24 protein-coding genes are annotated in these 24,244 nt (G+C 70.3%); 12 read left to right on the forward strand and 12 right to left on the reverse strand.

What is annotated here, in order from left to right:
• Nucleotides 1-73: 73 nt before the first annotated feature.
• The 6 genes from atpA to DSY14_RS01620 all read left to right on the forward strand — a co-directional run bounded on the left by atpA (nucleotide 74) and on the right by DSY14_RS01620 (nucleotide 5,503).
• Nucleotides 74-1,714: a F0F1 ATP synthase subunit alpha gene (gene atpA / locus DSY14_RS01595; protein WP_211714593.1), complete on the forward strand. Its 1,641-nt coding sequence runs from the start codon at nucleotides 74-76 to the stop codon at nucleotides 1,712-1,714.
• 3 nt (nucleotides 1,715-1,717) lie between these two features.
• Complete coding sequence (locus tag DSY14_RS01600) at nucleotides 1,718-2,638, forward strand: F0F1 ATP synthase subunit gamma (protein ID WP_211714594.1); 921 nt, start codon at nucleotides 1,718-1,720, stop codon at nucleotides 2,636-2,638.
• Nucleotides 2,639-2,644: 6 nt separating this feature from the next.
• Nucleotides 2,645-4,090, forward strand: a complete 1,446-nt coding sequence (gene atpD / locus DSY14_RS01605) for a F0F1 ATP synthase subunit beta (protein WP_211714595.1) — start codon at nucleotides 2,645-2,647, stop codon at nucleotides 4,088-4,090.
• A gap of 127 nt (nucleotides 4,091-4,217) precedes the next feature.
• Nucleotides 4,218-4,607 carry a F0F1 ATP synthase subunit epsilon gene (locus DSY14_RS01610; protein ID WP_211714596.1) on the forward strand — a complete coding sequence of 130 codons (390 nt, stop codon included), beginning with the start codon at nucleotides 4,218-4,220 and terminating at the stop codon, nucleotides 4,605-4,607.
• A 21-nt stretch (nucleotides 4,608-4,628) separates the two neighbouring features.
• Nucleotides 4,629-5,114 carry a DUF2550 domain-containing protein gene (locus tag DSY14_RS01615; RefSeq protein ID WP_211714597.1) on the forward strand — a complete coding sequence of 162 codons (486 nt, stop codon included), beginning with the start codon at nucleotides 4,629-4,631 and terminating at the stop codon, nucleotides 5,112-5,114.
• Nucleotides 5,115-5,197: 83 nt separating this feature from the next.
• Nucleotides 5,198-5,503 (forward strand): MTH1187 family thiamine-binding protein, encoded by a 306-nt coding sequence (locus tag DSY14_RS01620; RefSeq protein WP_211714598.1) that lies wholly within the window; start codon nucleotides 5,198-5,200, stop codon nucleotides 5,501-5,503.
• Nucleotides 5,504-5,752: 249 nt separating this feature from the next.
• Here the strand turns inward: DSY14_RS01620 and DSY14_RS01625 are convergent, their stop codons facing one another.
• From DSY14_RS01625 to nucS, 9 genes are all read right to left on the reverse strand, one after another.
• Complete coding sequence (locus DSY14_RS01625; RefSeq protein ID WP_211714599.1) at nucleotides 5,753-6,217, reverse strand: hypothetical protein; 465 nt, start codon at nucleotides 6,215-6,217, stop codon at nucleotides 5,753-5,755.
• 162 nt (nucleotides 6,218-6,379) lie between these two features.
• On the reverse strand, nucleotides 6,380-6,979 hold the full coding sequence (locus DSY14_RS01630; RefSeq protein WP_211714600.1) for a cob(I)yrinic acid a,c-diamide adenosyltransferase: 600 nt from the start codon (nucleotides 6,977-6,979) through the stop codon (nucleotides 6,380-6,382).
• A gap of 440 nt (nucleotides 6,980-7,419) precedes the next feature.
• Nucleotides 7,420-8,796, reverse strand: coding sequence for a M20/M25/M40 family metallo-hydrolase (locus DSY14_RS01635; protein ID WP_249187169.1), 1,377 nt, complete (start codon nucleotides 8,794-8,796; stop codon nucleotides 7,420-7,422).
• 391 nt (nucleotides 8,797-9,187) lie between these two features.
• Nucleotides 9,188-9,859 carry a DUF1707 domain-containing protein gene (locus DSY14_RS01640; protein WP_211714602.1) on the reverse strand — a complete coding sequence of 224 codons (672 nt, stop codon included), beginning with the start codon at nucleotides 9,857-9,859 and terminating at the stop codon, nucleotides 9,188-9,190.
• A gap of 86 nt (nucleotides 9,860-9,945) precedes the next feature.
• Nucleotides 9,946-10,581: a response regulator transcription factor gene (locus tag DSY14_RS01645; protein ID WP_211714627.1), complete on the reverse strand. Its 636-nt coding sequence runs from the start codon at nucleotides 10,579-10,581 to the stop codon at nucleotides 9,946-9,948.
• Between the two features lie 26 nt (nucleotides 10,582-10,607).
• Complete coding sequence (locus DSY14_RS01650) at nucleotides 10,608-11,879, reverse strand: sensor histidine kinase (RefSeq protein ID WP_249187156.1); 1,272 nt, start codon at nucleotides 11,877-11,879, stop codon at nucleotides 10,608-10,610.
• Nucleotides 11,876-12,715, reverse strand: a complete 840-nt coding sequence (locus DSY14_RS01655; RefSeq protein WP_211714603.1) for an ABC transporter permease — start codon at nucleotides 12,713-12,715, stop codon at nucleotides 11,876-11,878. Before DSY14_RS01655 ends, DSY14_RS01650 begins: the two co-directional genes overlap by 4 nt.
• Nucleotides 12,712-13,578: an ABC transporter ATP-binding protein gene (locus DSY14_RS01660; protein WP_211714604.1), complete on the reverse strand. Its 867-nt coding sequence runs from the start codon at nucleotides 13,576-13,578 to the stop codon at nucleotides 12,712-12,714. Before DSY14_RS01660 ends, DSY14_RS01655 begins: the two co-directional genes overlap by 4 nt.
• Nucleotides 13,579-13,694: 116 nt before the next feature.
• Nucleotides 13,695-14,372 (reverse strand): endonuclease NucS, encoded by a 678-nt coding sequence (gene nucS / locus DSY14_RS01665; RefSeq protein WP_211714605.1) that lies wholly within the window; start codon nucleotides 14,370-14,372, stop codon nucleotides 13,695-13,697.
• A 105-nt stretch (nucleotides 14,373-14,477) separates the two neighbouring features.
• Between nucS and DSY14_RS01670 the strand changes: the two genes are divergently transcribed.
• The 4 genes from DSY14_RS01670 to DSY14_RS01685 all read left to right on the forward strand — a co-directional run bounded on the left by DSY14_RS01670 (nucleotide 14,478) and on the right by DSY14_RS01685 (nucleotide 18,226).
• A complete protein-coding gene (locus DSY14_RS01670) occupies nucleotides 14,478-15,692 on the forward strand; it encodes an MFS transporter (protein ID WP_211714606.1) in 1,215 nt (404 codons plus the stop codon).
• A gap of 55 nt (nucleotides 15,693-15,747) precedes the next feature.
• Nucleotides 15,748-16,956, forward strand: coding sequence for a 3-hydroxybutyryl-CoA dehydrogenase (locus tag DSY14_RS01675; protein ID WP_211714607.1), 1,209 nt, complete (start codon nucleotides 15,748-15,750; stop codon nucleotides 16,954-16,956).
• Nucleotides 16,957-17,144: 188 nt separating this feature from the next.
• Complete coding sequence (locus tag DSY14_RS01680) at nucleotides 17,145-17,468, forward strand: ATP/GTP-binding protein (RefSeq protein WP_211714608.1); 324 nt, start codon at nucleotides 17,145-17,147, stop codon at nucleotides 17,466-17,468.
• A gap of 26 nt (nucleotides 17,469-17,494) precedes the next feature.
• A complete protein-coding gene (locus DSY14_RS01685) occupies nucleotides 17,495-18,226 on the forward strand; it encodes an alpha/beta hydrolase (protein WP_211714609.1) in 732 nt (243 codons plus the stop codon).
• A gap of 331 nt (nucleotides 18,227-18,557) precedes the next feature.
• On the opposite strand, the gene DSY14_RS01690 is transcribed toward DSY14_RS01685, so the two are convergent.
• Complete coding sequence (locus DSY14_RS01690) at nucleotides 18,558-19,847, reverse strand: DivIVA domain-containing protein (protein WP_211714610.1); 1,290 nt, start codon at nucleotides 19,845-19,847, stop codon at nucleotides 18,558-18,560.
• Between the two features lie 407 nt (nucleotides 19,848-20,254).
• Nucleotides 20,255-20,713 carry a methylmalonyl-CoA epimerase gene (mce, locus tag DSY14_RS01695; protein ID WP_211714611.1) on the reverse strand — a complete coding sequence of 153 codons (459 nt, stop codon included), beginning with the start codon at nucleotides 20,711-20,713 and terminating at the stop codon, nucleotides 20,255-20,257.
• An 86-nt stretch (nucleotides 20,714-20,799) separates the two neighbouring features.
• Here mce and DSY14_RS01700 point away from each other — a divergent pair, with 86 nt between their 5' ends.
• Both DSY14_RS01700 and meaB read left to right on the forward strand, forming a co-directional pair.
• Nucleotides 20,800-21,987, forward strand: a complete 1,188-nt coding sequence (locus tag DSY14_RS01700) for an acetyl-CoA C-acetyltransferase (RefSeq protein WP_211714612.1) — start codon at nucleotides 20,800-20,802, stop codon at nucleotides 21,985-21,987.
• Between the two features lie 282 nt (nucleotides 21,988-22,269).
• Nucleotides 22,270-23,229 (forward strand): methylmalonyl Co-A mutase-associated GTPase MeaB, encoded by a 960-nt coding sequence (gene meaB, locus DSY14_RS01705; protein WP_211714613.1) that lies wholly within the window; start codon nucleotides 22,270-22,272, stop codon nucleotides 23,227-23,229.
• On the opposite strand, the gene DSY14_RS01710 is transcribed toward meaB, so the two are convergent.
• The gene (locus DSY14_RS01710) at nucleotides 23,198-24,037 is read right to left on the reverse strand and encodes an alpha/beta fold hydrolase (protein WP_211714614.1); all 840 of its coding nucleotides are present in this window, start codon (nucleotides 24,035-24,037) and stop codon (nucleotides 23,198-23,200) included. The two genes, meaB and DSY14_RS01710, sit on opposite strands and share 32 nt — an antisense overlap.
• Between the last annotated feature and the right edge of the window lie 207 nt (nucleotides 24,038-24,244).

Below are 24,244 nucleotides of genomic sequence, written 5' to 3' on the forward strand. Positions count from 1 at the left end.
ACACGCGAATGAACGCAAGGCAAGCACGCACGGCGCCGGCCCGGCGCCATTTGAGAGCAAGGACAACGTAGAGATGGCGGAGCTGACGATCCGGCCGGATGAGATCCGGGACGCGCTACAGCGCTTCGTCCAGTCGTACGAGCCTGATGCCACCCGCGCGGAAGAGGTCGGAACCGTCACCTACTCCGGTGACGGCATCGCCCGCGTCGGTGGCCTTCCCTCGGCGATGGCGAACGAGCTGCTGGAGTTCGAGGACGGCACCCTGGGCATGGCCCAGAACCTTGAGATCGGTGAGATCGGTGTCGTCGTGCTGGGCGACTTCACCGGCATCGAGGACGGGCAGAAGGTGCGTCGCACCGGCAAGCTCCTCTCGGTCCCGGTGGGCGACGACTTCCTCGGCCGTGTGGTGGACCCCCTGGGCAACCCCATCGACGGCAAGGGCGAGATCGAGACGACCGAGAGCCGCGAGCTGGAGCTCCAGGCCGCGACGGTCATGGAGCGCCAGCCGGTCGGCGAGCCGCTCCAGACCGGCATCAAGTCGATCGACACCATGACCCCCGTCGGCCGTGGCCAGCGCCAGCTGGTCATCGGTGACCGACAGACCGGTAAGACCGCGATCGGTATCGACGCGATCATCAACCAGAAGGCGAACTGGGAGACCGGCGACCCCACGAAGCAGGTGCGCTGCATCTACGTCGCGGTGGGTCAGAAGGGCTCGACCATCGCCAGCGTGCGCGGCGCGCTCGAAGAGGCCGGCGCGATGGAGTACACCACCATCGTCGCCTCCCCGGCGTCCGACCCGGCCGGCTTCAAGTACCTCTCCCCGTACACCGGTTCGGCCCTGGGCCAGCACTGGATGTACGAGGGCAAGCACGTCCTCATCGTCTTCGACGACCTGACCAAGCAGGCCGAGGCCTACCGCGCGGTCTCCCTTCTGCTGCGCCGCCCGCCGGGCCGTGAGGCCTACCCGGGTGACGTCTTCTACCTCCACTCCCGGCTCCTGGAGCGCTGCGCGAAGCTCTCCGACGAGCTGGGCGCCGGTTCGATGACGGCCCTCCCGATCATCGAGACCAAGGCGGGCGACGTCTCGGCGTACATCCCCACCAACGTCATCTCCATCACCGACGGCCAGGTCTTCCTGGACTCGGACCTGTTCAACCAGGGCCAGCGTCCGGCGATCGACGTCGGTGTGTCGGTCTCCCGTGTCGGTGGCGCGGCCCAGACCAAGGCCACCAAGAAGGTCTCCGGCACCCTGCGGCTGGGCCTGGCCCAGTACCGCGAGCTGGAGGCGTTCTCCGCCTTCGGTTCGGACCTGGACGCCGTCTCCAAGCAGCAGCTGGAGCGCGGCGCCCGGATGATGGAGCTCCTCAAGCAGGGCCAGTACTCGCCCTTCTCCATGGAGAAGACGGTCGTCTCGATCTGGATGGGCAACACCGGTCTCATCGACGAGGTCCCCGTCGAGGACGTGCGCCGCTTCGAGGAGGACTTCCTGTCCTACCTCGACCGTGAGCACAAGGGCGTTCTCGACACCATCCGGGAGTCCGGCAAGTTCGAGGACGAGAGCCAGAAGACCCTCCAGGGCGCCATCGAGAAGTTCAAGCAGGGCTTCCAGACCTCCGCCGGCACCCTTCTGGGCACCGAGGCCGAGACCGAGGCGCTCGAAGAGGAGAAGGTCGGCCAGGAGACCATCAAGGTCGCCAAGGGCGGGAAGTAACCCATGGGTGCACAGCTTCGCGTCTATCGCCGGAGGATTCGCTCGACGAAGTCGATGGCGAAGATCACCCGCGCGATGGAGCTCATCGCCGCAACGCGCATCACCAAGGCGCAGCGCGCGGCTGAGGCTGCCGGCCCCTACGCACGGGAGATCACGCGGGCGGTGTCGGCCCTGGCCAGTCGGGTGTCCGATCACCCCCTGCTGACCGAGGCCGAGAACCCCACCCGTGCGGCCGTCCTGGTCGTCACCAGCGACAAGGGCCTGGCCGGCGCCTACTCGACCAACGTCCTCAAGGAGGCCGAGGCCCTCACCCAGCTCCTCCGGGAGCAGGGCAAGGAGGTCCTCACCTACATGGTGGGTCGCAAGGGTGCGGCGTTCTACAAGTTCCGCGACCGCAGTGTCGAGGAATCGTGGGAAGGCTTCACCGAGCGTCCGACCTACGCGCACGCCCAGGAGATCGGCTCCACCTTGATGGAGAGGTTCTCCCAGGACACCGCCGAGGGTGGTGTCGACGAGATCCACGTGGTCTCCACGGAGTTCGTGTCGATGCTGACCCAGCGGGCCGGGGCGGTTCGTGCCCTCCCGCTGGAGGTGGAAGAGGTCGAGGAGGAGGAACTCGAGCAGGCTCACGGCGGCAACGCGCTGCCGCTCTACGAGTTCGAGCCCTCCGCCGAGGAGGTCCTGGACCAGCTGCTGCCGCAGTACGTGGTCAACCGGATCTACGCCTCGCTCCTCGAATCCGCCGCCTCCCAGCAGGCGTCCCGTCGCGCGGCCATGAAGGCCGCGACCGACAACGCGGAAGAGCTCGTCAAGACCCTGACCCGCCTGGCCAACCAGGCGCGTCAGGCCGAGATCACCAATGAGATCAGTGAGATTGTCGGCGGTGCCGATGCACTCTCTGGGTCCAGCGCGGGAAGTGAGTAACGAAAAGTGACTGCGACAGTTGAAGGTACGGCCGGCGCTGGCACCGCCACCGGCCGGATCGCCCGGGTCACCGGCCCGGTCGTCGACGTGGAGTTCCCCGTCGGCTCCCTGCCCGGCATCTACAACGCCCTGCACACCGATGTGAGCATCGGCGGCACGGACAAGGTCATCACCCTGGAGGTCGCCCAGCACCTGGGTGACAACCTGGTGCGTGCCATCTCCCTGGCCCCGCAGGACGGCATGGTCCGTGGCGCCGAGGTCCGCGACACCGGCGCGCCCATCAGCGTGCCCGTCGGCGACGTCGTCAAGGGCCACGTGTTCAACACCCTGGGCGAGTCCATGGACGTGCCCACGGCCGAGCTCGGCGTGACCGAGCGCTGGCCGATCCACCGCAAGGCTCCGGCCTTCGACCAGCTCGAGTCCAAGACCGAGATGATGGTCACGGGCATCAAGGTGATCGACCTCCTCACCCCGTACGTGCGCGGTGGGAAGATCGGTCTCTTCGGTGGCGCGGGTGTGGGCAAGACGGTGCTCATCCAGGAGATGATCACCCGTATCGCCCGTAACTTCGGTGGTGTGTCCGTGTTCGCCGGTGTCGGTGAGCGCACCCGTGAGGGTACGGACCTCTTCCTGGAGATGGACGAGATGGGCGTCCTCCCGGACACCGCCCTCGTCTTCGGCCAGATGGACGAGCCCCCGGGCACCCGTCTGCGCGTGGCGCTCTCGGCTCTGACGATGGCGGAGTACTTCCGTGACGTCCAGAACCAGGACGTGCTGCTCTTCATCGACAACATCTTCCGTTTCACCCAGGCGGGTATGGAGGTCTCCACGCTGCTGGGCCGTATGCCCTCGGCCGTGGGCTACCAGCCCAACCTGGCGGACGAGATGGGTCAGCTCCAGGAGCGGATCACCTCGACGCGTGGTCACTCGATCACCTCGATGCAGGCGATCTACGTCCCCGCGGACGACTACACCGACCCCGCTCCGGCGACCACCTTCGCCCACCTGGACGCGACGACCGAGCTCTCCCGGCCGATCTCGCAGAAGGGCATCTACCCGGCGGTCGACCCGCTGGCCTCCACCTCCCGTATCCTCGACCCGCAGTACGTGGGCGAGGAGCACTACGCGGTGGCCCAGCGCGTCAAGGAGATCCTCCAGCGCAACAACGACCTCCAGGACCAGATCGCCATTCTGGGTATGGACGAGCTCTCCGAAGAGGACAAGATCATCGTCAACCGGGCGCGTCGCCTGGAGCGGTTCCTCTCGCAGAACATGTTCGTCGCCGAGAAGTTCACCGGCACCCCGGGTGTGTTCGTGCCGCTGGAGGAGACGATCGCCTCCTTCAAGGGTCTGTGCGACGGTGAGTACGACCACCTGCCCGAGCAGGCCTTCCTCGACGTCGGCAACATCGACATGGTCGTGGAGAAGGCCAAGAAGCTGCAGGAAGGCTAGGACTGCGCGTCAGTGTCCCCGGCCGTGAGGCCGGGGGCGACGGGCGGGGCTAGTTCCCAGGCGGGGCCGAGTATCGATTCCTACTCGGCCCCGCCGAACCCACCCGCTAGCCGAGGAGTTTGTGGCAGTGTCGAAGAAGCTTTTCGTCGAGATCGTCTCTCCCGAACGTGAGGTTTGGGCGGGCGAAGGCGACATGGTCATCGCGAAGACCGTCGAGGGTGAGATCGGTGTCATGCCCGGCCACGTGCCGGTGCTGTCGCTGCTCGCCGAGGACGCGGTCGTTCGCGTCCTGGGGGCCCGTGAGACCGGCGAGGTCAAGGCCTCCGCCCACGGCGGGTTCGTCTCGGTGTCGGGTGAGGGTCGGGTGTCCATCCTCGCCGAGACCGCGGAACTCGCCGAGGACATCGATGTCGACCGTGCGCGTCAGGCCCTGACGAGCGCGACCGAGGGTGGCGACAGCGCCGCCGCCGGACGTGCCCGCAGCCGTCTGCGCGCCGCCGGCGAGGACGTCGCCTAGCGAAGCGGAGAGGCGGAACGAGTGGTGGAGCAACTGCCGGGCACACCGTGGTCGGAGTCCCTGTGGTGGGTGCTCCTCGTCCTCGTCGTCATCGTCTCCTTGGTGGTCGTCGCCGGTGCGCTGCGACGTTTCGTCCTGGTGCGCAGTGGCGGTGCCATCGAGTGCTACCTGCGTGTATGCGGGGGGAAAGGGCGCCGAGGCTCGTGGCGTGTCGGTTTCGGCCGGTACGGATCGAGGAACCTCGGCTGGTTCCCCGTCCTCTCGCTCAGACCGCGGCCGACAGTGCGACTGTCGCGCCGCGGTCTCGTCGTTGTGGGGCGTCGTTCCCCGAGGGACGGTGACGCGCCGCTGCCGGCCGACGTGACCGTCCTGGAGATCGGCTGGATCGGATCGGACGGCGCCGACCCCACCGAGTCGGTCTACGAGGTCGCGATGGGGGAGGGGCAGCTCACCGGCTTCCTCTCCTGGATCGAGTCGATGCCCCCCGGGACCCGCTGGGAGGCCTGACCCTCGCCGCGTCCCCCCGACGCACGAACACACCCCGCCCCGCACGGTTCACACCGGCGGGGCGTCTGTGTTTCCATGGCCGCATGAGTACCATCGTGGCTTTCTCCGTATCCCCGCTCGGCTCGGGCGAATCCGTCGCACCCGCGGTGGCCCGCGCGGTCAAGGTCGTGCGGGAGAGCGGCCTGCCCAACGAGACCTCGGCCATGTTCACCTCCGTGGAGGGAGAGTGGGACGAGGTCATGGACGTGGTCAAACGCGCGGTGGAAGCCGCCGGCGAGGGCGCCGCGCGGGTGAGCCTGACGCTCAAGGCCGACATCCGCGAGGGTGTCTCCGACGGTCTGCACAGCAAGGTGGCGGCCGTCGAGCGTGAACTCGGCGACCGCCACTAGGTGGTGTGCGCGGGGCCTGCGCCGTGCACGGGTCGGTGCCCGCGTGGTCGACGACCCCGTGGTGCCCGGGAGGGGAGGACGCGTTCCGCGCCCGCCCCTCCCAGGCCCTGCCATGTCCGTGATAGCACCGTTCGTCGGTACCCGCGCGGGAACCCTCCCTGTGATGCGACGAACCGGCGCTCCCGGGGTCCGACCCTCACCGTCCGCGGTGTCGTGCGGTGAGCCCTCCGACGCCGCCGGGGACGGTCGTCAACCCACGGCGGGGTTCTCGACCGGTGCCCCGAAGTACGCCTTGGCCGCCTGCCGGAACAACAGCCCCACCACGACGAACGCGAAGATCGCCACGATGACGCCGGCGAGGTCGCCGACCGGTGTCGCGATCAGCACCAGGAAGATCACACCCGCGACGGCGTTGACGCCGATGGTGGCGGTCCGGGCCTGAGGCCGGGCCTTGGCGACCATCACGACCAGAACGATCGCGGCCACGCCGTAGATGAAGGCGATGATGGAGCTGACGTACACCGCCCAGACCTGCTCCTCCGCGACCGCGGCCTCGGACTGCATCTCCGCCGGCACCAGGGTCGCCATGTCCATGGTGTCGATGAACAAGGCTCCCAGGAGTCCGAGGACCGCGTTGAAGAGCTGGTAGATGGCGATCAGGATCAACAGCACCTGGACGGCGGTGACGCTGCCGGGCTTGACTTTCGTGCTCATGTGCCTCTTTCCGGCTAGGGGGATCTCGCTCGGACGGACCTGTAGCCGAATACGGCCCGGCAACACTTGATCAGTGGAAATAGTTCCGTTCGCGCAGTTGGAACGGGGTGCCGCCGACGGTCGCCGTTCGGGCTTTCGTTCCCCGGGGCCGGTCCGAGGCCGTCAGTCGCGTTCCCCGCCCGGCCTCCAGAGGACCTCGTCTCCGTCCCGGGCGACGTACCGGCCGAGGATGAACATCAGGTCCGAGAGCCGGTTGAGGTACTGGGCGGTGAGCGGGTTGACCCCGTCGCCGTGCTCCTCGATGGCGGCCCAGACCGCGCGCTCGGCCCGGCGCACGACGATGCGGGCCGTGTGCAGTAGGGCGACGGTGGGGGAGCCGCCGGGCAGGATGAAGCTGCGCAGCGTCGGCAGGTCCGCGTTGTAGGTGTCGCAGGCCTCCTCCAGCCGGGTGACGTACTCGGGGAGGATGCGCAGGGGCGGGTACTCGGGGTCGGCCACGATGGGCGTGGACAGGTCCGCGCCGAGGTCGAAGAGTTCGTTCTGCACGCGGCCCAGCAGGGCGCGGACGTCGTCGGGAACCTCGCCCAGGGCCAGCGCTACGCCGATGGCGGCGTTGGCCTCCTCGGTGTCGGCGTACCCGACGAGGCGGGTGTCGTTCTTGGAGGTCCTGCTCATGTCACCGAGCGCCGTCGTTCCGGCGTCACCGGTGCGGGTGTAGATCTTCGACAGTACGACCGGCTTGTCCGTGTCCCGTTTGGTCATGGGGCTCAGCCTAGGGGAGTGCTTCCGGCGGTCCCGCGGTGGGACGTCGGGGAGTCGCGGTCGGCCGTGGAGCGGTGTACGGGCCGGGCGGAGAGCCTCCCGTGCGCGGAGAGGGCGGCCGGGTTCGCCGCCACCGACCGACTTTCCGCGCGGATCGCCGATTTCGGCACGTCCCTGACCAGGGGAAAGTGACAGAGGATAACTGTTCAGTATCAGGGGGTGATAGTGACGTGTCTCACTGATACATTGAGGCACATGGGAGCTACGGATCGTAGTTTCCGACGGTGGTCGTGCAGATCGTCCCCGGGCGGAACAGAGGGGGGCCGCTCGGGTGGACCGGCGCGAGGGGAGACACCGCCAAGGGCGGGTGGCGTGGAACCGGGGGGTTCACGCCACCCGCCCTTTCGCTGTCAGAAGCGGTCGGACGCCGCCGGGTCGCGTCAGCGGAGCCAGGCGTCGCCCTTACGCAGCGGCTCCACCTCGGCCGGCGCGCTGAAGGGCACCACGCCGTTGACCGGCAGGGTGGTCTCGGCGAGGAACTCCACGCCGTGCGCGCCGGCGGCCGACAGTTCGGCGACCGAGTCCCAGTTGATGTTCTCCAGGTTGTCGTCCGGCGTGTGGTAATACGGGTCGAACGTCTTGCCGGCCTCGCCCCCGTACCACTCCGCCTGCTCCTCGGTCTTGGTGCCGTCGCCACCGGAGAACAGTCCACCGGAGGGGATCCCCGCCACCATGAACGCGAGGTAGTCGCTGCGGCCGCTCAGTTCACCCGGCTCGCTGACCTGGCCCTGCTCCTCGAAATAGTCCTCGAAGACCTTGGCGATCGCACCGGAGCCGGACGGGGCGCCCACGGAACCGGGCAGCTCCATGCGGCCGTCCAGCACGAACCGGCCGTAGTTGTTCGAGCCGATCATGTCGAAGTTCAGGTAGAGGGCGAGGTCGTCGAGCTCCTGCTCGGACAGGCCCTCGACGTACTCGGTGGAGCCGACCAGGCCGGACTCCTCGGTGCCCCAGAACGCGAAGCGCACCTTGTTGTTCGGGTCCTCGCCCTGCGCGGCCAGCTGCCGGGCGGTCTCCAGGAGGAACGCCGTGCCGCTGCCGTTGTCGTTGATCCCGGGGCCGTCCTCGACACTGTCCAGGTGCCCGCCGACGACCACCACGTTGTCGTCCTTGCCGCCCGGAGTGTCCGCCAGGATGCTGTAGGAGCTCTCGGTGGTGATGCTCGCGTCCACCTCGACCTTGAGCCGCAGGTGACGGGTGCTCGCGTTCAGCTCCTCGCCGAGCGCTCCGGAGACACCGATGGCCGGGACGTCCGACTCGGTGCCCACCGTGCCGGTGAAGAGCTCGTCCTCGTTGTTGTAGACCAACGCGGCCGAGGCGCCGGCGTCCGCGGCGTTCTGGACCTTCTCGCCGAACGGGCAGCTTCCGCGCTTGACCAGCGCGATGTGGCCCTCGGGGAAGTCCGCGAACTGCTCGGGCAGACAGCCGCTCTCCGCGGTGTCGGTGGCCACGGCGGTCACCTTGGCGCCGCGGACGCTGCCCGAACCCGAGTAGGACATGGTCTCGAAGTGCTCGCCCTCCTCGTAGGAGGTCTTCTCCGGGGTGGTCCGGGCCAGAACCGTGGGGGTCAGGGTCCGCCAGGCCTCGTACTCGTACTCGTGGCGGTAGGGCTCGTAACCGGCCCGCTCCAGCTGGTCCTCGACGTAGAGGGCGGCGACGTCGTAGCCGGGGGTGTTGGTGGCCCGGTTCCCGCCGTTGTACTCGGCGATGGTGTTGAGGTTGACCAGGTGGGCCTCGATGGCCTCGGCGGTCACCATCTCCGAGAGCGGGAGCTCGTCGGCGTGGGCCGGGCCGCTCGCCAGGGTGCCCGCGGTGAGGAACAGGGCGGCGAAGCCGGCGGTGGTGGCTCTGCGCCGGTGGGGGGATCGGTGCACTCCGTGGAGTGCCCGCCCGGAAAGGTGCGAACGCACGATGCTGCCTCCGGTGTACGGGGGTCCATCGAACCGTGGGGTGGGGGATGGACACCTGGGGTGGGCGAGATACCGGAGAAGCCTCGCACCACAGGCCGATGGCGGCAAGGGTACGTCCGCGACATTGCCACAATCAGCCACAGACCTTACGCACCCAGTGCGCGCTGTGATTTCATGGTGGGCCGATCACGGGCGAATCGTCTCGTGTATCCGGCCTCGGACCGGCCGGCGGGAACGCCTACTCGTCCTCTTCGTCGTCCTGGTGCTTGCGCGCCCGGTACTCGACGCCCACGCCGCCCATCACCGCGATCCCGCGAATGTGCACGATCGGGGCGTCCGGCTCCACCACGCTGGGGGTGTTCCCCTCGATGCCGAACCCGCCCATGATCGGCAGGCCGTGCACCCGCACCTGGATGTCGTCGGGCACGATGATCCCGACCCCGCCCATGAGGGTGCAGATCCAAATGGTCGTCTCGCGCCGGGTGAAGCGGGCCTCGCGCAGGTCGAGTTCGATGCCGCCCATCATCGCCGCCGCGGTGAACGCGCCCGGAACGACCCAGTTGCCGGAGCGGTCCGCGCCGCCCATGAGGACGAGCGCGCTGTTGCTGGTCGGGGCCTGGTCGACGATCCGACCCGCGCCGTAGATCGGGCGGGGCGAACGGAAGTCGGCCGGGACGGGGGTGGGCGTGGACCCGGTGGTCGGCAGGTCCCGCGTGAGCGGAACGAGCTCGCCGAGGGTCTTGGCGCGGTACACCGCGTCCAGGCGGTCCGCGTGCTCGTCGGGGTCCAGGCGGCCCTCCGCCAGGGCCTCGCGGAGACTGTGCGCGACGGCGTCACGGTCGGCGTCGGAGGCGCGCATCCGTGCGCTGTCGTCCTCGTGGGGGGTGAGTTCGCTCATCGTGTCCACCATAGTCCGATTCTTCCCGACGCGCCCGCGTACGGCATCCGGGAACGTCCCTGAGACGGCCCTGAGAACGGACCCCGTACGGGCCGGGGCTACTTCTCCGGGAGCAGTCCGCGGCGCATCGCCTGGGACACCGCGGCGGTCCGATCGCCCACACCCAGCTTCTCGTACACACGCATCAGATGCGTCTTCACTGTGGTGGCACTGATGTTCAGGGTCCGCCCGATCGCCGCGTTGGTGTGCCCGTCCGCGGCCAGCCGCAGCACCTCCACCTCACGCGGGGAGAGCGTCGGACGTCCGGGTTCGGGGCTCGTGCGCACCCGGGTCAGCAGTTTGCCCGCGAGACGACCGCTGAGCACCGTCTCGCCGCGGGCCGCCGACCGCACGGCCTCGGCCAGTTCCGCGCGCGGGGTGTCCTTGAGCAGGTATCCGGTGGCGCCGGCCTCGACCGCGCGCAGGATGTCGGTGTCGGTGTCGTAGGTGGTGAGCACCAGCACGTGGACGCCCGGGTGCTCGGCGCGGATCCGTTCGGTGGCCTCGACCCCGTCGCCCCCGGGCATGCGCAGATCCATCAGGACCACGTCGGGCGCCACGGAGGACACCCGGGTCACCGCCTCGGGTCCCGACCCCGCCTCACCGACGATGTCGAGGTCGGGTTCGGTGCTGAGCATGCCGCGGATGCCCTCGCGGACCACGGGATGGTCGTCCACCAGCAGGACACGGATCATGGCGCGGTTCTCCTCCTTGGGGCGGATCATTCGTCCGCGTCGTCGTGGGGGATGGACAGGCGGACGGTGGTGCCCCCTCCCGGAGCGCTCTCCAGGTCCAGGACTCCGCCGACCGCCTCGGCGCGGTGACGCATGTTGGACAGACCGTTGCCGTCGGAGCGCAGGGAGGTGTCGAAGCCGCGCCCGTCGTCGGACACCGTCAGGGACACACCGACGTCGGTGTAGGCCAGGGCGACGTCCGCGTGATCGGCGCCCGCGTGCTTGCGCACGTTGGCCAGGGCCTCCTGCGCGGTGCGCAGGAGACACACCTGCAGGTCGCTGGAGAGCGCCTCGGCGGTCCCGGTGATGGTCGCGCTCACGCGGATCCCCAGTTCACGGCCGAGACGTTCACTGATCCGGGTGAGCGCCCCGTCCAGGTCGTCCCCCTCCACGGGGACCGCCCGCCGGGCGGCGACCATCGCACGTGCCTCGGCCAGGTTCTCGGCGGCGGTCTCGCGCATCAGCGCCAGGTGTCGGCGGGCGGTGGCCGGGTCCTCGTCCATCTCCGACTCCACCGCCTGGGTGAGCGTGATGATGCTCGTGAACCCCTGGGCGAGGGTGTCGTGCAGTTCCCTGGCCAACCGTTCGCGTTCGGACATGGCTCCGGCCTCCTCGGACAGACGGGCCGCCTCCTCCCGGGTGCGCCGCAGTTCCTCGATGAGCTCGAAGCGCTCCGCGCTCTGGAGGATGATGCGCTCCACCCAACCGCTGAACCACAGGGCGTAGACGAGGATCGCGCCGTTGATGAGCAACGTGACCCCGACCGCCTGGAGCTCCCGCTCACCGAGCAGTCCCTCCAACACGGCGGGGGACAGCAGCAGCACGGCCAGGCCCGGCACCGCGTACGCGCCGCCCACGGTCATGAAGAACACCGGTGCGATCGCGACGAGCGCGATGGTCAGGGCGGGGTTGAGAATGACCGCGGGCAGCGTCGGCAGGAGGAAGAGCAGCACCAACCCCAGGGGGCGGCGCCACCCGGGAAGGTCCCGGTCCCTCGTGAACACGGGGCGGGCGAAGACGAAGTAGATCGCGATGACCGAGGCCATCAACGCGGCGGTCGGCCACCGCCAGCGCTCGGGACCGGTGAGCAGGGCCAGCACGATCATCCCGACCATGATGACCACGAAGGTCGGGTGCCACCAGCGCCCCAGGTCCCATGCGTGCCATTCGGCCGACGCGCGGCCCTCGCGGAGCCGCGCACCGGGCTCGGGAGCCGTGTCCTCGTCGGTCTCCGGAGCCCGGTTCGCCATTACGCTCATCCGTCCTTCTTGGTCTTCCAACGGAACGTCAGCAGGGTGAACACCAAGCCCACCACACACCAGATTCCCAGAGCGAGGGCGACCAGGTGCAGATCCCACCCGCCGGTGGCCTCCATGGAGGCCATCTCATCGGGGAAGAACGCCGCCCGCATCCCCTGACCCATCCACAACAACGGGAACAGCGACGCCCCCGTCAGGACCCAGTCGGGCATGGCCATCACCGGCACGAACACGCCGGACGTGAACTGCAACAGCAGGAACGGGATGACGACGACGGCGGAGGCCGCCTGGGCGGAACGGGCCAGCGAACTCATGGCGATCCCGAGCAGGGAACAACCGGTGGCCCCGAGCAGGAGCACCCAGCCGATGGTGACCCACGCCTGGGCGGTGGTCGGCAGGTCGGCGCCGTAGAACAGACCGGCCACGCTCAGCAGCAGCACCACCTGTCCCAGCGACAGGAACAGCACCAGGATGGTCTTGCCGATGAAGTAGGCGCTGGGGGGCATCGGCGTGCCGCGCAGGCGGCGCAGTGTCCCGAGCTCGCGGTCCGTGGCCACGGCGATGCCCAGGGTCTGGAAGCTCACCGACATGAGGCCCATGGCGATGATGCCGGGGAGGTAGTAGTCGACCGCCGGCATCCCCATGTCGAACATGCCGTCGAAGATCGACGCGAACATGATGAGGATCAGGGTCGGCAGCGAGAAGGTGAAGACGATGCTCTCCCACTCGCGCGCGAAGGTGCGGATCTCCACCCAGCCACGGGACAGGCCCACGCGCAGGGCTCCGGGTGGAGCCGGACGTGTCGCGGTCAGGGGGATGGCGGTGTCGCCGCTCATGCCACGACCTCCTCGGGGGTGCGGTCGTCCTTGATCAGGTCGAGGTAGATCTCCTCGAGTGTGGGGCGGTGCACGCTCAACTGCGGGATCTCCCCGCCGAGGCGTTGCGCCAGTTCGGTGACGGTCCGCGTGGGCGCGTCGGTCCGGGTCTCCCGCCGGGCCCCGTTCTCCGCCCAGGTCACCCGGGCCTGGGCCGAGGCGCGTCCACCCAGTTCCGCGGGGTGGTCGACGGCGCGGATCCGGCCACCGGAGATCACGCACACCCGGTCGGCCAGGGCCTCGGCCTCCTCCAGGTAGTGGGTGGTGAGCACGATGGTGGTGCCGCCGTCGGCCAGGCTGCGGATCAGTTCCCAGAACTCGCGCCGGGCCTTGGGGTCGAACCCGGTCGTGGGCTCGTCGAGGAAGAGGAGCTCGGGGCGGCCGACGATGCCGAGGGCCACGTCGAGGCGGCGGCGCTGGCCTCCGGAGAGGGCGTCGGGCACCGCCTTGGCCTTCTCACTCAGCCCGACCATGTCGATGATCCGGTCCGGATCGTCCGCCTCGGGGTAGTACCCGGCGAAGTGGCGGACCACCTCGCGGACCGGCAGCTTCGGGACCAGGGTCTCCTTCTGCCACACGATGCCCACGCGGGCGCGCCAGGCCCGCCCCGCCTTGCCCGGATCCTGACCGAGGACGGTGGCCCGGCCACCGCTGCGAGCGCGAAAGCCCTCCAGGATCTCGACCGTGGTGGTCTTGCCCGCACCGTTGGGGCCGAGGAAGGAGAAGACCTCTCCCCGACCGATGCTCAGGTCGATGCCCGCGACGGCGTCCGTATCGCCGTAGCGCTTGCGGAGGTCGGTGACCTCGATGACTGTCTCGCTCATGGAACGACCCTCTCGCGGGTCGCGGCCTCGGGGTATCCGCTACGAGGACGGGCCCGTGTCCTCCATCCGGAGGACACGGGCCCGGAGGCGCGTCGGTCGGAACCCGGGGTCGCGGGTCAGAAGAGGCGGAGCGCGTCGGGCTCGATACCGCGCAGCTCGTCGTAGTCCAGCACGACGCAGGAGATGCCACGGTCCTCGGCCAGCACCCGCGCCTGGGGCTTGATCTCCTGGGCGGCGAACACCCCGGTCACGGGGGCCAGGGACGGGTCCCGGTTGAGCAGTTCCAGGTAGCGGGTGAGCTGCTCGACGCCGTCGATGTCCCCCCGCCGCTTCAACTCCACGGCGACCGTCCGGCTCGCGCCGTCGCGGCACAGGATGTCCACCGGGCCGATGGCGGTGGGGTACTCACGGCGGATGAGCGTGTACCCCTCGCCGAGCGTGGTGATGTGCTCGGCCAACAGTTCCTGCAGGTGGGCCTCGACACCGTCCTTCTGCAGGCCGGGGTCCTTGCCGAGCTCGTGCGAGGAGTCGTGCATGATCTCCTCGATCGTCAGCACGAGCTTCTCCCCGGACTTGCCGTGGGTCACCGTCCACACGTCGGGACCGTCGGCGACGGTCTCCTCGCGCAGCTTGCACGGGGGGTTCATCCAGTTCAGCGGCTTGAACGCCCGATCGTCGGCGTGGATGGACACGCTCCCGTCCGCCTTGATGAGGATCAGGCGGGGAGCCATGGGCAGGTGGGCGGTGAGCCGGCCGGCATAGTCGACGCTGCACCGCGCGATGACGAGACGCACGGGACGTCACGTTACCGCCTCCGGTGGGCCCTCGGGGACGGTCAGGGCGGTTCCCGGGCGGGGCCGCGCCGGGTGTCCGGACCCTCCGACGTCTAGGCTGTCCGGATGCTCGTGCGCAATCGTTGGGTCATCCTGTCCATCAGCGTGGTCGCGCAGGTGGCGAGCGTCGCGGCGATCTTCGGTATCCCGGTGGTCCTGCCACGGTTGCGCGAGGACTTCGGCGTGAGCACGGCACAGGCCGGTGTGCTGGCGGGCCTGCCGTCCTTCGGGCTGCTGCTCACCCTGCTCGTCTGGGGTGTGGTCATCGACCGGGTGGGGGAGCGCAGCACCATGGCGCTCAGCCTGCTGCTCACGGCCGCCACCCTCGGGCTGTTGTGGGTCGCCCCCGGACTGTGGGCGGTGGCCGCGGTCCTGCTGCTCCTGGGCGCGGTCGGCGGTCCGGTCAACGCGGCCAGCGGACGTCTGGTGCTCACGTGGTTCACGGCGCGGGAGCGCGGCCTGGCCATGGGGATCCGCCAGTCGGCGCTGCCCGTCGGGGTCGGCCTGTCCGCGCTGGTGCTGCCCGCCGCCGCGGAGGCGTGGGGCTTCGTGGGCGCGATGACCCTGCCCGCGCTGCTCTCCCTCGTGGCGGTACCCTTGGTCCTCGCCATGCCGACGGAGCCGCCCCGGACCGAGCCCGCCCGGCGTGCGCGCGCCGGTGAGCCGGGGCCCGACGGCGGCGCACCGCCCCGATCGCCCTACCGGGACTGGCCGATCTGGCGGGTGCACGGCGTGAGCATGCTCTTGGGCGTTCCCCAGGTCACCCTCATGACCTACGCCGTGCTCTACCTCGTGCAGGAGCAGGGCTGGAGTCCGCCCGCCGCGGGCGCGGTGGTCGCCGCGGCGCAGGTGCCCGGGGCGGTGGGGCGCCTGGTCCTGGGTGCGGTGTCCGACCGCAGCGGCGAACGCATGCGTCCCGTGCGGGCCCTCGCCGTGACCGCCGCGCTCAGCCTGCTCCTGCTCACCCTGCTGCCCGAGGCCTGGTCGTGGAGCGCGGTGCCCCTGGTCCTCGTGTGTCTGGTCCTCACCATGTGGCACAACGGGCTGACCTTCACCGCGGTCGCGGAGATCGCCGGGACCGCCTGGGCCGGACGGGCGCTCGCGGTGCAGAACTGGCTGCAGGCGATCAGCACCACCCTCACCCCGGTCCTCATGGCGGCGGTGATCACGCTGGCCGGTCTGCCGTGGGTGTTCGCGGTGGGCGCGGTGTTCGCCGCCGCGGCCGTCCTGGTCGTGCCGCGCCGGGCCGGGCCCGGACCCGGGTCCGCTACCGAAGAGTAGCTCCGGGGTGGTCCCGGTGCGCGTGGTCGCGGTCCCTGGCGTCTAAGGTGGGGCCATGGTGCAGGAATTCAACAAGGTCGGCGTCGTTGGACTGGGCACGATGGGTGCGGGCATCGCTGAGGTGTTCGCCCGTGCGGGCTTCAATGTCGTCGGGGTCGAGATCGACCAGGCCGCCCTCGACCGCGGCCGAGGCCATCTGGACAAGTCCCTCACACGCGCGGTCGACAAGGGCAAACTCACCGCGGACGAGCGTGCCGCCATCGACGCGCGCCTCACGCTCAGCACGTCCCGCGAGGAACTCGCGGACGCCGACTTCGTCGTCGAGGCCGTTCCCGAGCGCATGGACATCAAGCGTGACGTGTTCGGCGACCTCGACCGGATCTGTGCGCCCGGCACGATCCTGGCGACCAACACCTCCTCGTTGTCGGTCACCGAGATCGCGGCGCTGACCGACCGCCCGGAACGGGTCGTCGGACTGCACTTCTTCAACCCCGCCCCGGTCATGAAGCTGGCCGAGGTCATCACCACGGTCTCCACCGGTGACGAGACCGTCGACATCGTCACCGAGGTCGCCAAGCGCGTCGGCAAGACCCCGATCACGGTCACCGACCGCGCCGGGTTCGTCGCCAACGCCCTGTTGGTGCCCTACATCAACGACGCCGTCCGTCTCTACGAGCGGGGCATCGCCACGCGCGAGGAGATCGACGAGTCCGTCAAGAAGGCCGCCGGTCTCCCGATGGGGCCGCTCACCCTCGCCGACCTCGTCGGCCTGGACGTGTGCCTGGCCGTCATGGACGTCCTCTGGGCGGAGTTCCACGACCCGCGTTACTCCGCCGCCCCGCTGCTGCGCCGCATGGTGGCCGCCGGTCGCCTCGGCCGCAAGACCGGTCAGGGGTTCTACGGCGGCAAGGACGCGCCCGAGCCCCAGCGCACGGGACGCCTGGCCCGGATGGTCCGCGAGGAGGAGACCCTCGACCTCGGCGCGATGCTCCTCGCGCCGCAGATCGACGACGCCATGCGCATGATCGGCGACGGTTACGCCTCGGCCAAGGACGTCGACACCGCCATGCGGTTCGGCTGCGGCTACCCCAAGGGACCGACCGAGCTCCTGGAGGAGTTCGGCGCCGAGTCCGTCATCACCACCCTGGTGTCCATGGGCGAGTACAGCCTCACCACCATCGCGGTGCCCGCACCGCTGCTCATGGACCGCCTGCCCGAGGCCGACGAGTCCGAGGGCCACGGCGGTTGCGCCTGCCACGCCTGACCCCGGTCGGTCGGTGACCGGCGCCGCGCCCGAGCTGGATCCCGGGCGCGGCGCCGGCCCGGGGGGCCTTCGTTCCCGCCGGTACGACGGCGTGCTCCGCGCGTCCGCCCCGCCGCCGCGGTATCCCACCGACCGTGACGCCAGGGGTGTGACGGCGGCCACTAGGGCCGCTCTTCTACCCTTGAGGGGTGAGTCCGCGCCGCAACAGCCCCCGCCGTCAGTCCGGCCGCAAGACCGCCGCCGGTCCCCCCGACGAGGACGCCCTCATGCTGCGCGTCACCGGGGGACAACGACGGGAGACCGGCCCCGACGGTGAGTACGTCACCCGCCGCGTCCCCGGCGCGGCCGCCACCAAGGTCTATCGCTGCCCCGGATGCGCCCAGGAGATCCCCACCGGTATGGCGCACGTCGTCGCTTGGCGTCCCTACGGCGACGGCGGCGACCGACGGCACTGGCACTCCTCCTGCTGGGAACGGCGTACCCGGCGCTCGCCCAGGGCCCCCCGCTACTGATCACGGACCGGACCGAAGAAGGAGCCATGGAGATCCGAGCCACCACGGTGCTGCCCGCCGACCGGCGCCCCGTCACCCTGCACACCGCCGACGGACTGGAACTGGTCGGAGAGCTGGCCCTGCCCGAGGGAGGAAAGCCGGACGCCACCCTCGTGTGCCTGCACCCCCTCCCCACCGCCGAGGGCATGATGGACAGCCACGTGCTGCGCAAGGCCTCCTTCCGGTTGCCGGCCCTGGCCAACATCGCCGTCCTCCGGTTCAACACCCGCGGCACCACCTCCCGCCACGGCACCAGTCAGGGTGCGTTCGGTGAGGGGGAGACCGAGAAGCACGACGTCCTCGCCGCCATCGAGTTCACCGAGTTCGAGGAGCTGCCCCGACCCTGGTTGCTGGGATGGTCCTTCGGGACCGAACTCGCGCTCAAGTGGGGCTGTGACCCCCAGGTCCTGGGCGCCCTGCTGCTGTCCCCGCCGCTGCACCGTGCCGACGAGTCCGACATGAAGGTCTGGGCCGACTCCGGCAAGCCCGTCGTGGCGCTGGTACCCGAACACGACGACTACCTCAGGCCGGACGAGGCCCGTGCGCGTTTCGCCCCGCTCACCCAGGCCGAGATCATCGGGGTCGACGGAGCCAAGCACCTGTGGGTGGGGGAGCCCTACGTACGCCGGGTCCTGGACGAGATCGTCCGGCGCGTCAACCCCGGGGCCCACCCCCTGCCGACCGAGTGGGACGGTCCCTGGGAGAGGGACACGGTGTAGTCCCCGCGCCTCGGCCGTGCTTCCGCGCGGGTGCGGCCCCCGTCCCGGGGAGGAGACCCCGGTGAGACGGCCCGCCCCTCGCGCGTCACCTCGAGGGGTGTGGGAGCACGGCCTCCCCAAGCCCGGACCGCGGTACCTTCCCCCTCGCCGGCACGACCGCGCGTGGTCCGGGTGTCCCACCACGCTGCGACGGTCGATCCGACCTACCCCCGTGGACGGGGGGGGGTCGGAGGGGCGCTCCAGGCGGACGGAGAAAGGGCCCGGCCCCCGGTCGTGACCGGGGGCCGGGCCCTGCGACGTGTCGGAACGACTCAGCCGTGACGGCGGGTCGTTACTCCTGCCACCAGTCCTCGTCGTCGGCGCCCTTGCCGGAGTGCGCCGGCTGCTTGGGCTCTTCGGCGGGGGCCGGAGCGGCCGGGGCGGCCTCCTGCTGGATGGCCGCGGGGGCGGCCGCGGCCGGAGCCGCCGGAGCGGCACCGGCGCCGCCACCGAGCAGCTGACGCAGCTGCTGCAGGTGCGACTGGATGCTGTCGCGCTGGCGGTTGAGCTCGTCGACCTCCTTGCGGGCGGCCGTCATGATCCGGTTGGCCTCGGCCTTGGCGTCGGAGACCTGGTGCTCGGCCTTGGACTTGGCGTCGGCCTCGATCTGGGTGGCGTTCTTCTTGGCGTTGCCGACCAGGGTCTTGGCGTGGTTCTCGGCCTCGCGACGGGTGTGCTCGGCCTGCTGGCTGGCCTTGGTCGCACGCTCCTCGGCGCTGCGGGCACGCTCCTCGGCCTCGCTGACCATCTGCTGGGTGGCGGCCTGGGCCGCGGCCAGACGCTCGGCGTCCTGACGCTCGGCCTCGGCACGACGGTCGGCCAGCTGCAGCTCGAACTGGTCCTCGGCCTCGGTCCGACGGGCCTCGGACTCGGCGTAGGCGCGCTCGGCGTTCTTGCGCAGCTCCTCGGCCTGGCTCTTGGCGGCCTGGATCGTCTCGTCGCGCTCACGCTTGGCGGCGGCGCGGGCCTGGGCGCACTCACGCTCGGTGGTGGTCCGCAGCTTGGCGATCTCACCCTCGAAGGTGGCGCGCTTCTCGGCGATCTCGTGGTCGACGGCCGAGCGCTTCTTCTGGACCTCGCGCTCGGTGGTGGAGGCCAGCTCGTCGGCCTCGCGGCGGGCGGTGGTGCTGATCTCCTCCGCCTCGGACTCGGCGGACTGACGCATCTCGTCGGCCTCGCGCTGGGCGAGGGTACGGGCCTCGGTCGCCTCGGACTCGGCGGCGGCGCGCATCTCGGCGGCCTCGATCTTGGAGGCCGAGCGGATGTCGTTGGCGTCGATCTGCGCGCTCTGGACCAGCTCGTTGGCCTGTTCCTCGGCCAGACGCAGCAGTTCCTCGATGCGCGAACCCAGACCGGAGTAGGTCGGGCGCTCCCGCTCCTGCAGCTGGCGCTGCTTGGAGGTCAGCTCGGACTTGTACTTCTCGGCCTTCTTGTTGGCTTCGTTGACCTCGGTGCGCAGCCCGTCGAGGTAGTCCTGCACCTGGTTGCGGTCAAAGCCACGCAACACCACGTCGAACTCGGGCGGAGCGTTGTCTTCGTCGAAGATGTTGTTGAGCTGGGTGTCGATGTTGTTTGACGACATGTGGCGGAATCCTGAACGGGTGCGAGACGGCTACTTGCGTACTGCCGGGGACGGCAGGAGGGTGGCTGCTTGCCCCGGTGGGCGGTGTGGTTCCGGGGTGCCTACGGCGCGATGTGGACGGATCGGTGCGGTGATCGAGCCCGATCGACCACGAGGGCCGAGGCGGTGTGGAGGCACTGGTGGTTTCGGCCGCCCCGGTTCACGACCGGACTGCTAGGACACGGACCAACGCCGGAATAGAGCACATCCGGCAGCTAGCCGACTTTATCAAGCGTGGAACCCCTGGGAAGGGGGTTTCGTGTAACTTCCGAGGGGGGTTAGAGGTCAGCCACTCCCACGGAACTCAAGCTGTGATGCGTCCGGAACGTCCTCGTGACGTACTCGGCCGTGCCACCCCCATGGTGTCCTCAGTGCGCGCTCTGTACCAACTCGGTGAGCACTCCGCCGCAGTCCTTCGGGTGCAGGAACATGATCCGCGAACCGGCGGTGCCCGCCCGAGGACGCTCGTCGAGGACCCGCACGCCCCGTTCGCCGATCCCCGCCGCACTCGTGGCGACGTCGTCGGTGCCGAACGCGATGTGGTGCACACCCTCGCCGTTGCGGGCCAGGAACTTCGCCACCGGTGAGTCGTCCCGGATGGGCTCCAGGAGTTGCAGACAGGTGGCTCCGCCGTCGTCGGTGCCGTTGATCCGGAGCATCGCCTCGCGGACGCCCTGCTCCTCGTTGATCTCCTCGTGCGCCACCTCGAAGCCGTAGGTGTTCCGGTAGAACTCGATGGACGCGTCGAGGTCACGGCAGGCGATCCCCACGTGATCGAGGCGGGTCAGGCCGGAGAACGGGCCGGTGGGAACAGGTGCGTCGCTCACGGGGTGATCCTCCCGAACGTCGGTGTGATCTGTGTGGGTATCGTTGCAGACCAGGTGCGTCACCCATTACTTGGAGGCCAGTTAAGATGCCCGGATCCGTCATCGTCGGTGGGGCACGGACCCCCACCGGTCGACTCCTCGGCTCCCTCGCCGGGTTCTCCGCAGCAGACCTGGGCGGCTTCGCGATCAAGGCCGCGCTGGAGCGCGCCGGTATCGGTGGCGAACAGGTCGGATACGTGGTCATGGGGCAGGTTCTGCAGGCCGGTGCCGGTCAGATCCCGTCCCGCCAGGCCGCCGTCAAGGCCGGTATCCCCATGGACGTCCCCTCGGTGACCATCAACAAGGTCTGCCTGTCCGGTCTGGACGCGATCGCCCTCGCCGACCAGCTCATCACCGCCGGTGAGTTCGACGTCGTGGTCGCGGGCGGCATGGAGTCCATGACCAACGCCCCTCACCTGCTGCCCAAGTCCCGCAAGGGCTACAAGTACGGCTCCATCGAGGTCCTCGACGCCACCGCGCACGACGGCCTCACCGACGCCTTCGAGGGCGACTCCATGGGCGCCTCCACCGAGCGCCACAACGGCCGCTTCGGTATCGGCCGCCCCGAACAGGACGCCTTCGCCGCGCGCTCCCACCAGCGCGCCGCCGCCGCGGCCGAGAAGGGGCTGTTCGACGAGGAGATCGTCCCCGTCGAGATCCCGCAGCGCAAGGGCGACCCCGTGGTCTTCCGGCACGACGAGGGCGTACGGCCCGACACCACCGAGGAGAGCCTGGCCCGGTTGCGGCCGGCCTTCGACCGCGACGGCACCATCACGGCCGGTTCCTCGTCGCAGATCTCCGACGGCGCCGCCGCGGTGGTCGTGATGAGCCGGGCCAAGGCCGAGGAGCTCGGCGCGCCGATCCTCGCCGAGATCGGCGCGCACGGGAACGTCGCCGGTCCCGACAACTCGCTGCACTCCCAGCCCTCCAACGCCATCAAGCACGCCCTCGCCAAGTCGGGCGGCTCGGTGGAGGACCTGGACCTCATCGAGATCAACGAGGCCTTCGCCGCGGTGGGCCTGCGATCCACCCTGGATCTGGGGGTCTCCGAGGACATCGTCAACGTCAACGGCGGCGCCATCGCGATCGGTCACCCGATCGGCGCCTCCGGCGCGCGCATCGCCCTGCACCTGGTGTACGAGCTGCGCCGCCGTGGCGGCGGCCTCGGTGCCGCGGCCCTCTGCGGCGGCGGTGGCCAGGGCGACGCCCTGCTGTTCTCGGTGCCCGCCGAGTAGGCGGCCGGCCCGGGTCCCCGCCCGCCCGCGACGCCCCACGGCGCCGCGGGCGCACGGCGGGGGCCCACGGCGCCCTCGGCGCGATGACGCGTTCCTCGCGATCGCACCCGCGGCGCCACTCGGGGCCGCACGGCGCCGTTCCTCGGCGCCCGCACGGACCTGAGAACCCACGACCCATCCCTGTGCGGTCGGGGACACCCCCCGGAGGCCGCACGGCGCACCTGCCCACCGCGGGGCGGGGGCCACGAGCCCCCGCCCCGCGCGGTCGATTCGAGGAGTCACATGAACGCCCCCCCGTTGGTCGAGCGGGTCCGTGCCGGTGACCGCAGGGCCTTGGCCCGTGCGATCACCCTGGTGGAGAACGGTGCCGAGGAGCTGCGTCCCATCATGGCCGGGCTGGCGCCCCACACCGGCCGGGCCCGCGTGGTCGGCTTCACCGGTTCCCCGGGGGTGGGCAAGTCCACGACCACCAACGCCGTGGTGCGCGCCGTACGCGCCCAGGGACGGTCGGTCGCGGTCCTGGCGGTGGACCCCTCGTCACCGTTCACGGGCGGCGCGCTCCTCGGGGACCGGGTACGGATGCAGGAACACGCCACCGACCCGGACGTCTACATCCGCTCCATGGCCAACCGGGGGCACCTGGGCGGGTTGTCCTGGGCGACTCCGCACGCGCTGCGGCTGCTGGACGCGGCCGGGTTCGACGTCATTCTGGTGGAGACGGTCGGCGTGGGACAGGCCGAGGTCGAGATCGCCGGCCAGGCGGACACCACCGTGGTGTTGTGCGCGCCGGGGATGGGCGACGCCGTGCAGGCCGCCAAGGCCGGTGTGCTCGAGGTCGCCGACGTGTTCGCGATCAACAAGGCCGACCGGGACGGCGCCAAATCGACCCTGCGCGAACTCCGTCAGATGATCGCGATGAAGGACCGCTCCGACGAGGAGTGGAAACCCCCGATCGTCATGACGGTGGCCTCCCGTGACGAGGGCGTCGGTGAGTTGTGGGAGCGCATCGAGGAGCACGTCGCCCACCTGGAGGCCTCCGGTGAGCTCGCCGAACGGCGTCGAGCCCGTGCCCGGGACGAGGTCGAGGCGATCGTGCTGGAGCTGCTGCGCTCCCGCATGGGCGGGGTGGCGGCGGACAGTGGTCTGGACACCCTGGCCCGCGAGGTCGCCGCGGGGGAGCGCGATCCCTATGCCGCCGCCGACCTGCTCCTCAAGGAGTTGGGCGCGGACCCGACCCCGTGACCGGGTCGAGGACCTCGCGCACGACGGCGGCGAAGCCGGCGGGGTCCTCCATGAAGCCTCCGTGGTCCCCGGGGAACACCACGGGGGCGGTGCCGAGCAGTTCCGCCAGCGCCCGGGTGGTCCGGTCGGTGGCCAGGTGGCCCGAGTCCGCCCCCACCCCCGGCACCACCCGCGCCCTTCCGGCGGCGATCCGCTCGGGATCGACCCGGTGGTGCACGGTGCCCCGGAGTTCGTGGACGTAGAACCGGCGGTCGTTCGGTCCGCCCTCGGAACCGGCGGGGCTCGCGTCGAACGCCTCGGTGCCCTCCTCGGGCAGGGGGAACCCCGCGTTGATCATGAACCGGCGCCAGGCCGCGCCGGCACCGTCCCGGTGGTAGGTCGCGATGATCTCCTCGGTGGCCGCGAACTGTTGCTCGGCGTCCGGCAGCAGCCCCATCAACGGCGGTTCGTGGGCCACGATCGTGCGGGCCAGTTCGGGGTGGCGTTCGGCCAGGGCCAGCGTGGTGACCGCCCCGCCGCTGGAACCCACGAAGTCGGCGTCGGCGGCGCCCAGGTCGGCCAACAGCGCGGCGAGGTCGTCCGCACGCAGCGCGGGAGTGGAGTCCTGCTCGGGGTCGTCGAGAGCGCTGCGACCGATGCCCCGCGGATCGTGGGTGACCACGGTGTGGTCGTCGGCGAGCGCGTCCGCGAGCGGTGCGAACATGTCGGCCGTCATCGGCGCCGCCGTCAGGACCAGGAGCGGGCCCTGTCCGCGCACCTCGTAGTACAGCGTCCCGTCGTCGGTGCTCAGGGCGTGTGTGCTGGTCATGTCCGGGTCCCCTTCCTCGGTGCCGCTCCCTCGTGCGGCCATCACCCGTATCGACCGGTGTACCCCGCGGGACTCATCGCGCCACCGGCCACCGGCACGGAGAAAAGGGGCCGGGGCGGACCGTCGCACGTCGGTCCGCCCCGGCCTGACGGCGGTGCTCCCCGGATCAGAGCACCGACGCCGTTCGTGTCCGTGCGACGTCGCGCC

The organism is Nocardiopsis sp. MG754419 (assembly GCF_018207095.1).
GTDB lineage: Bacteria > Actinomycetota > Actinomycetes > Streptosporangiales > Streptosporangiaceae > Nocardiopsis.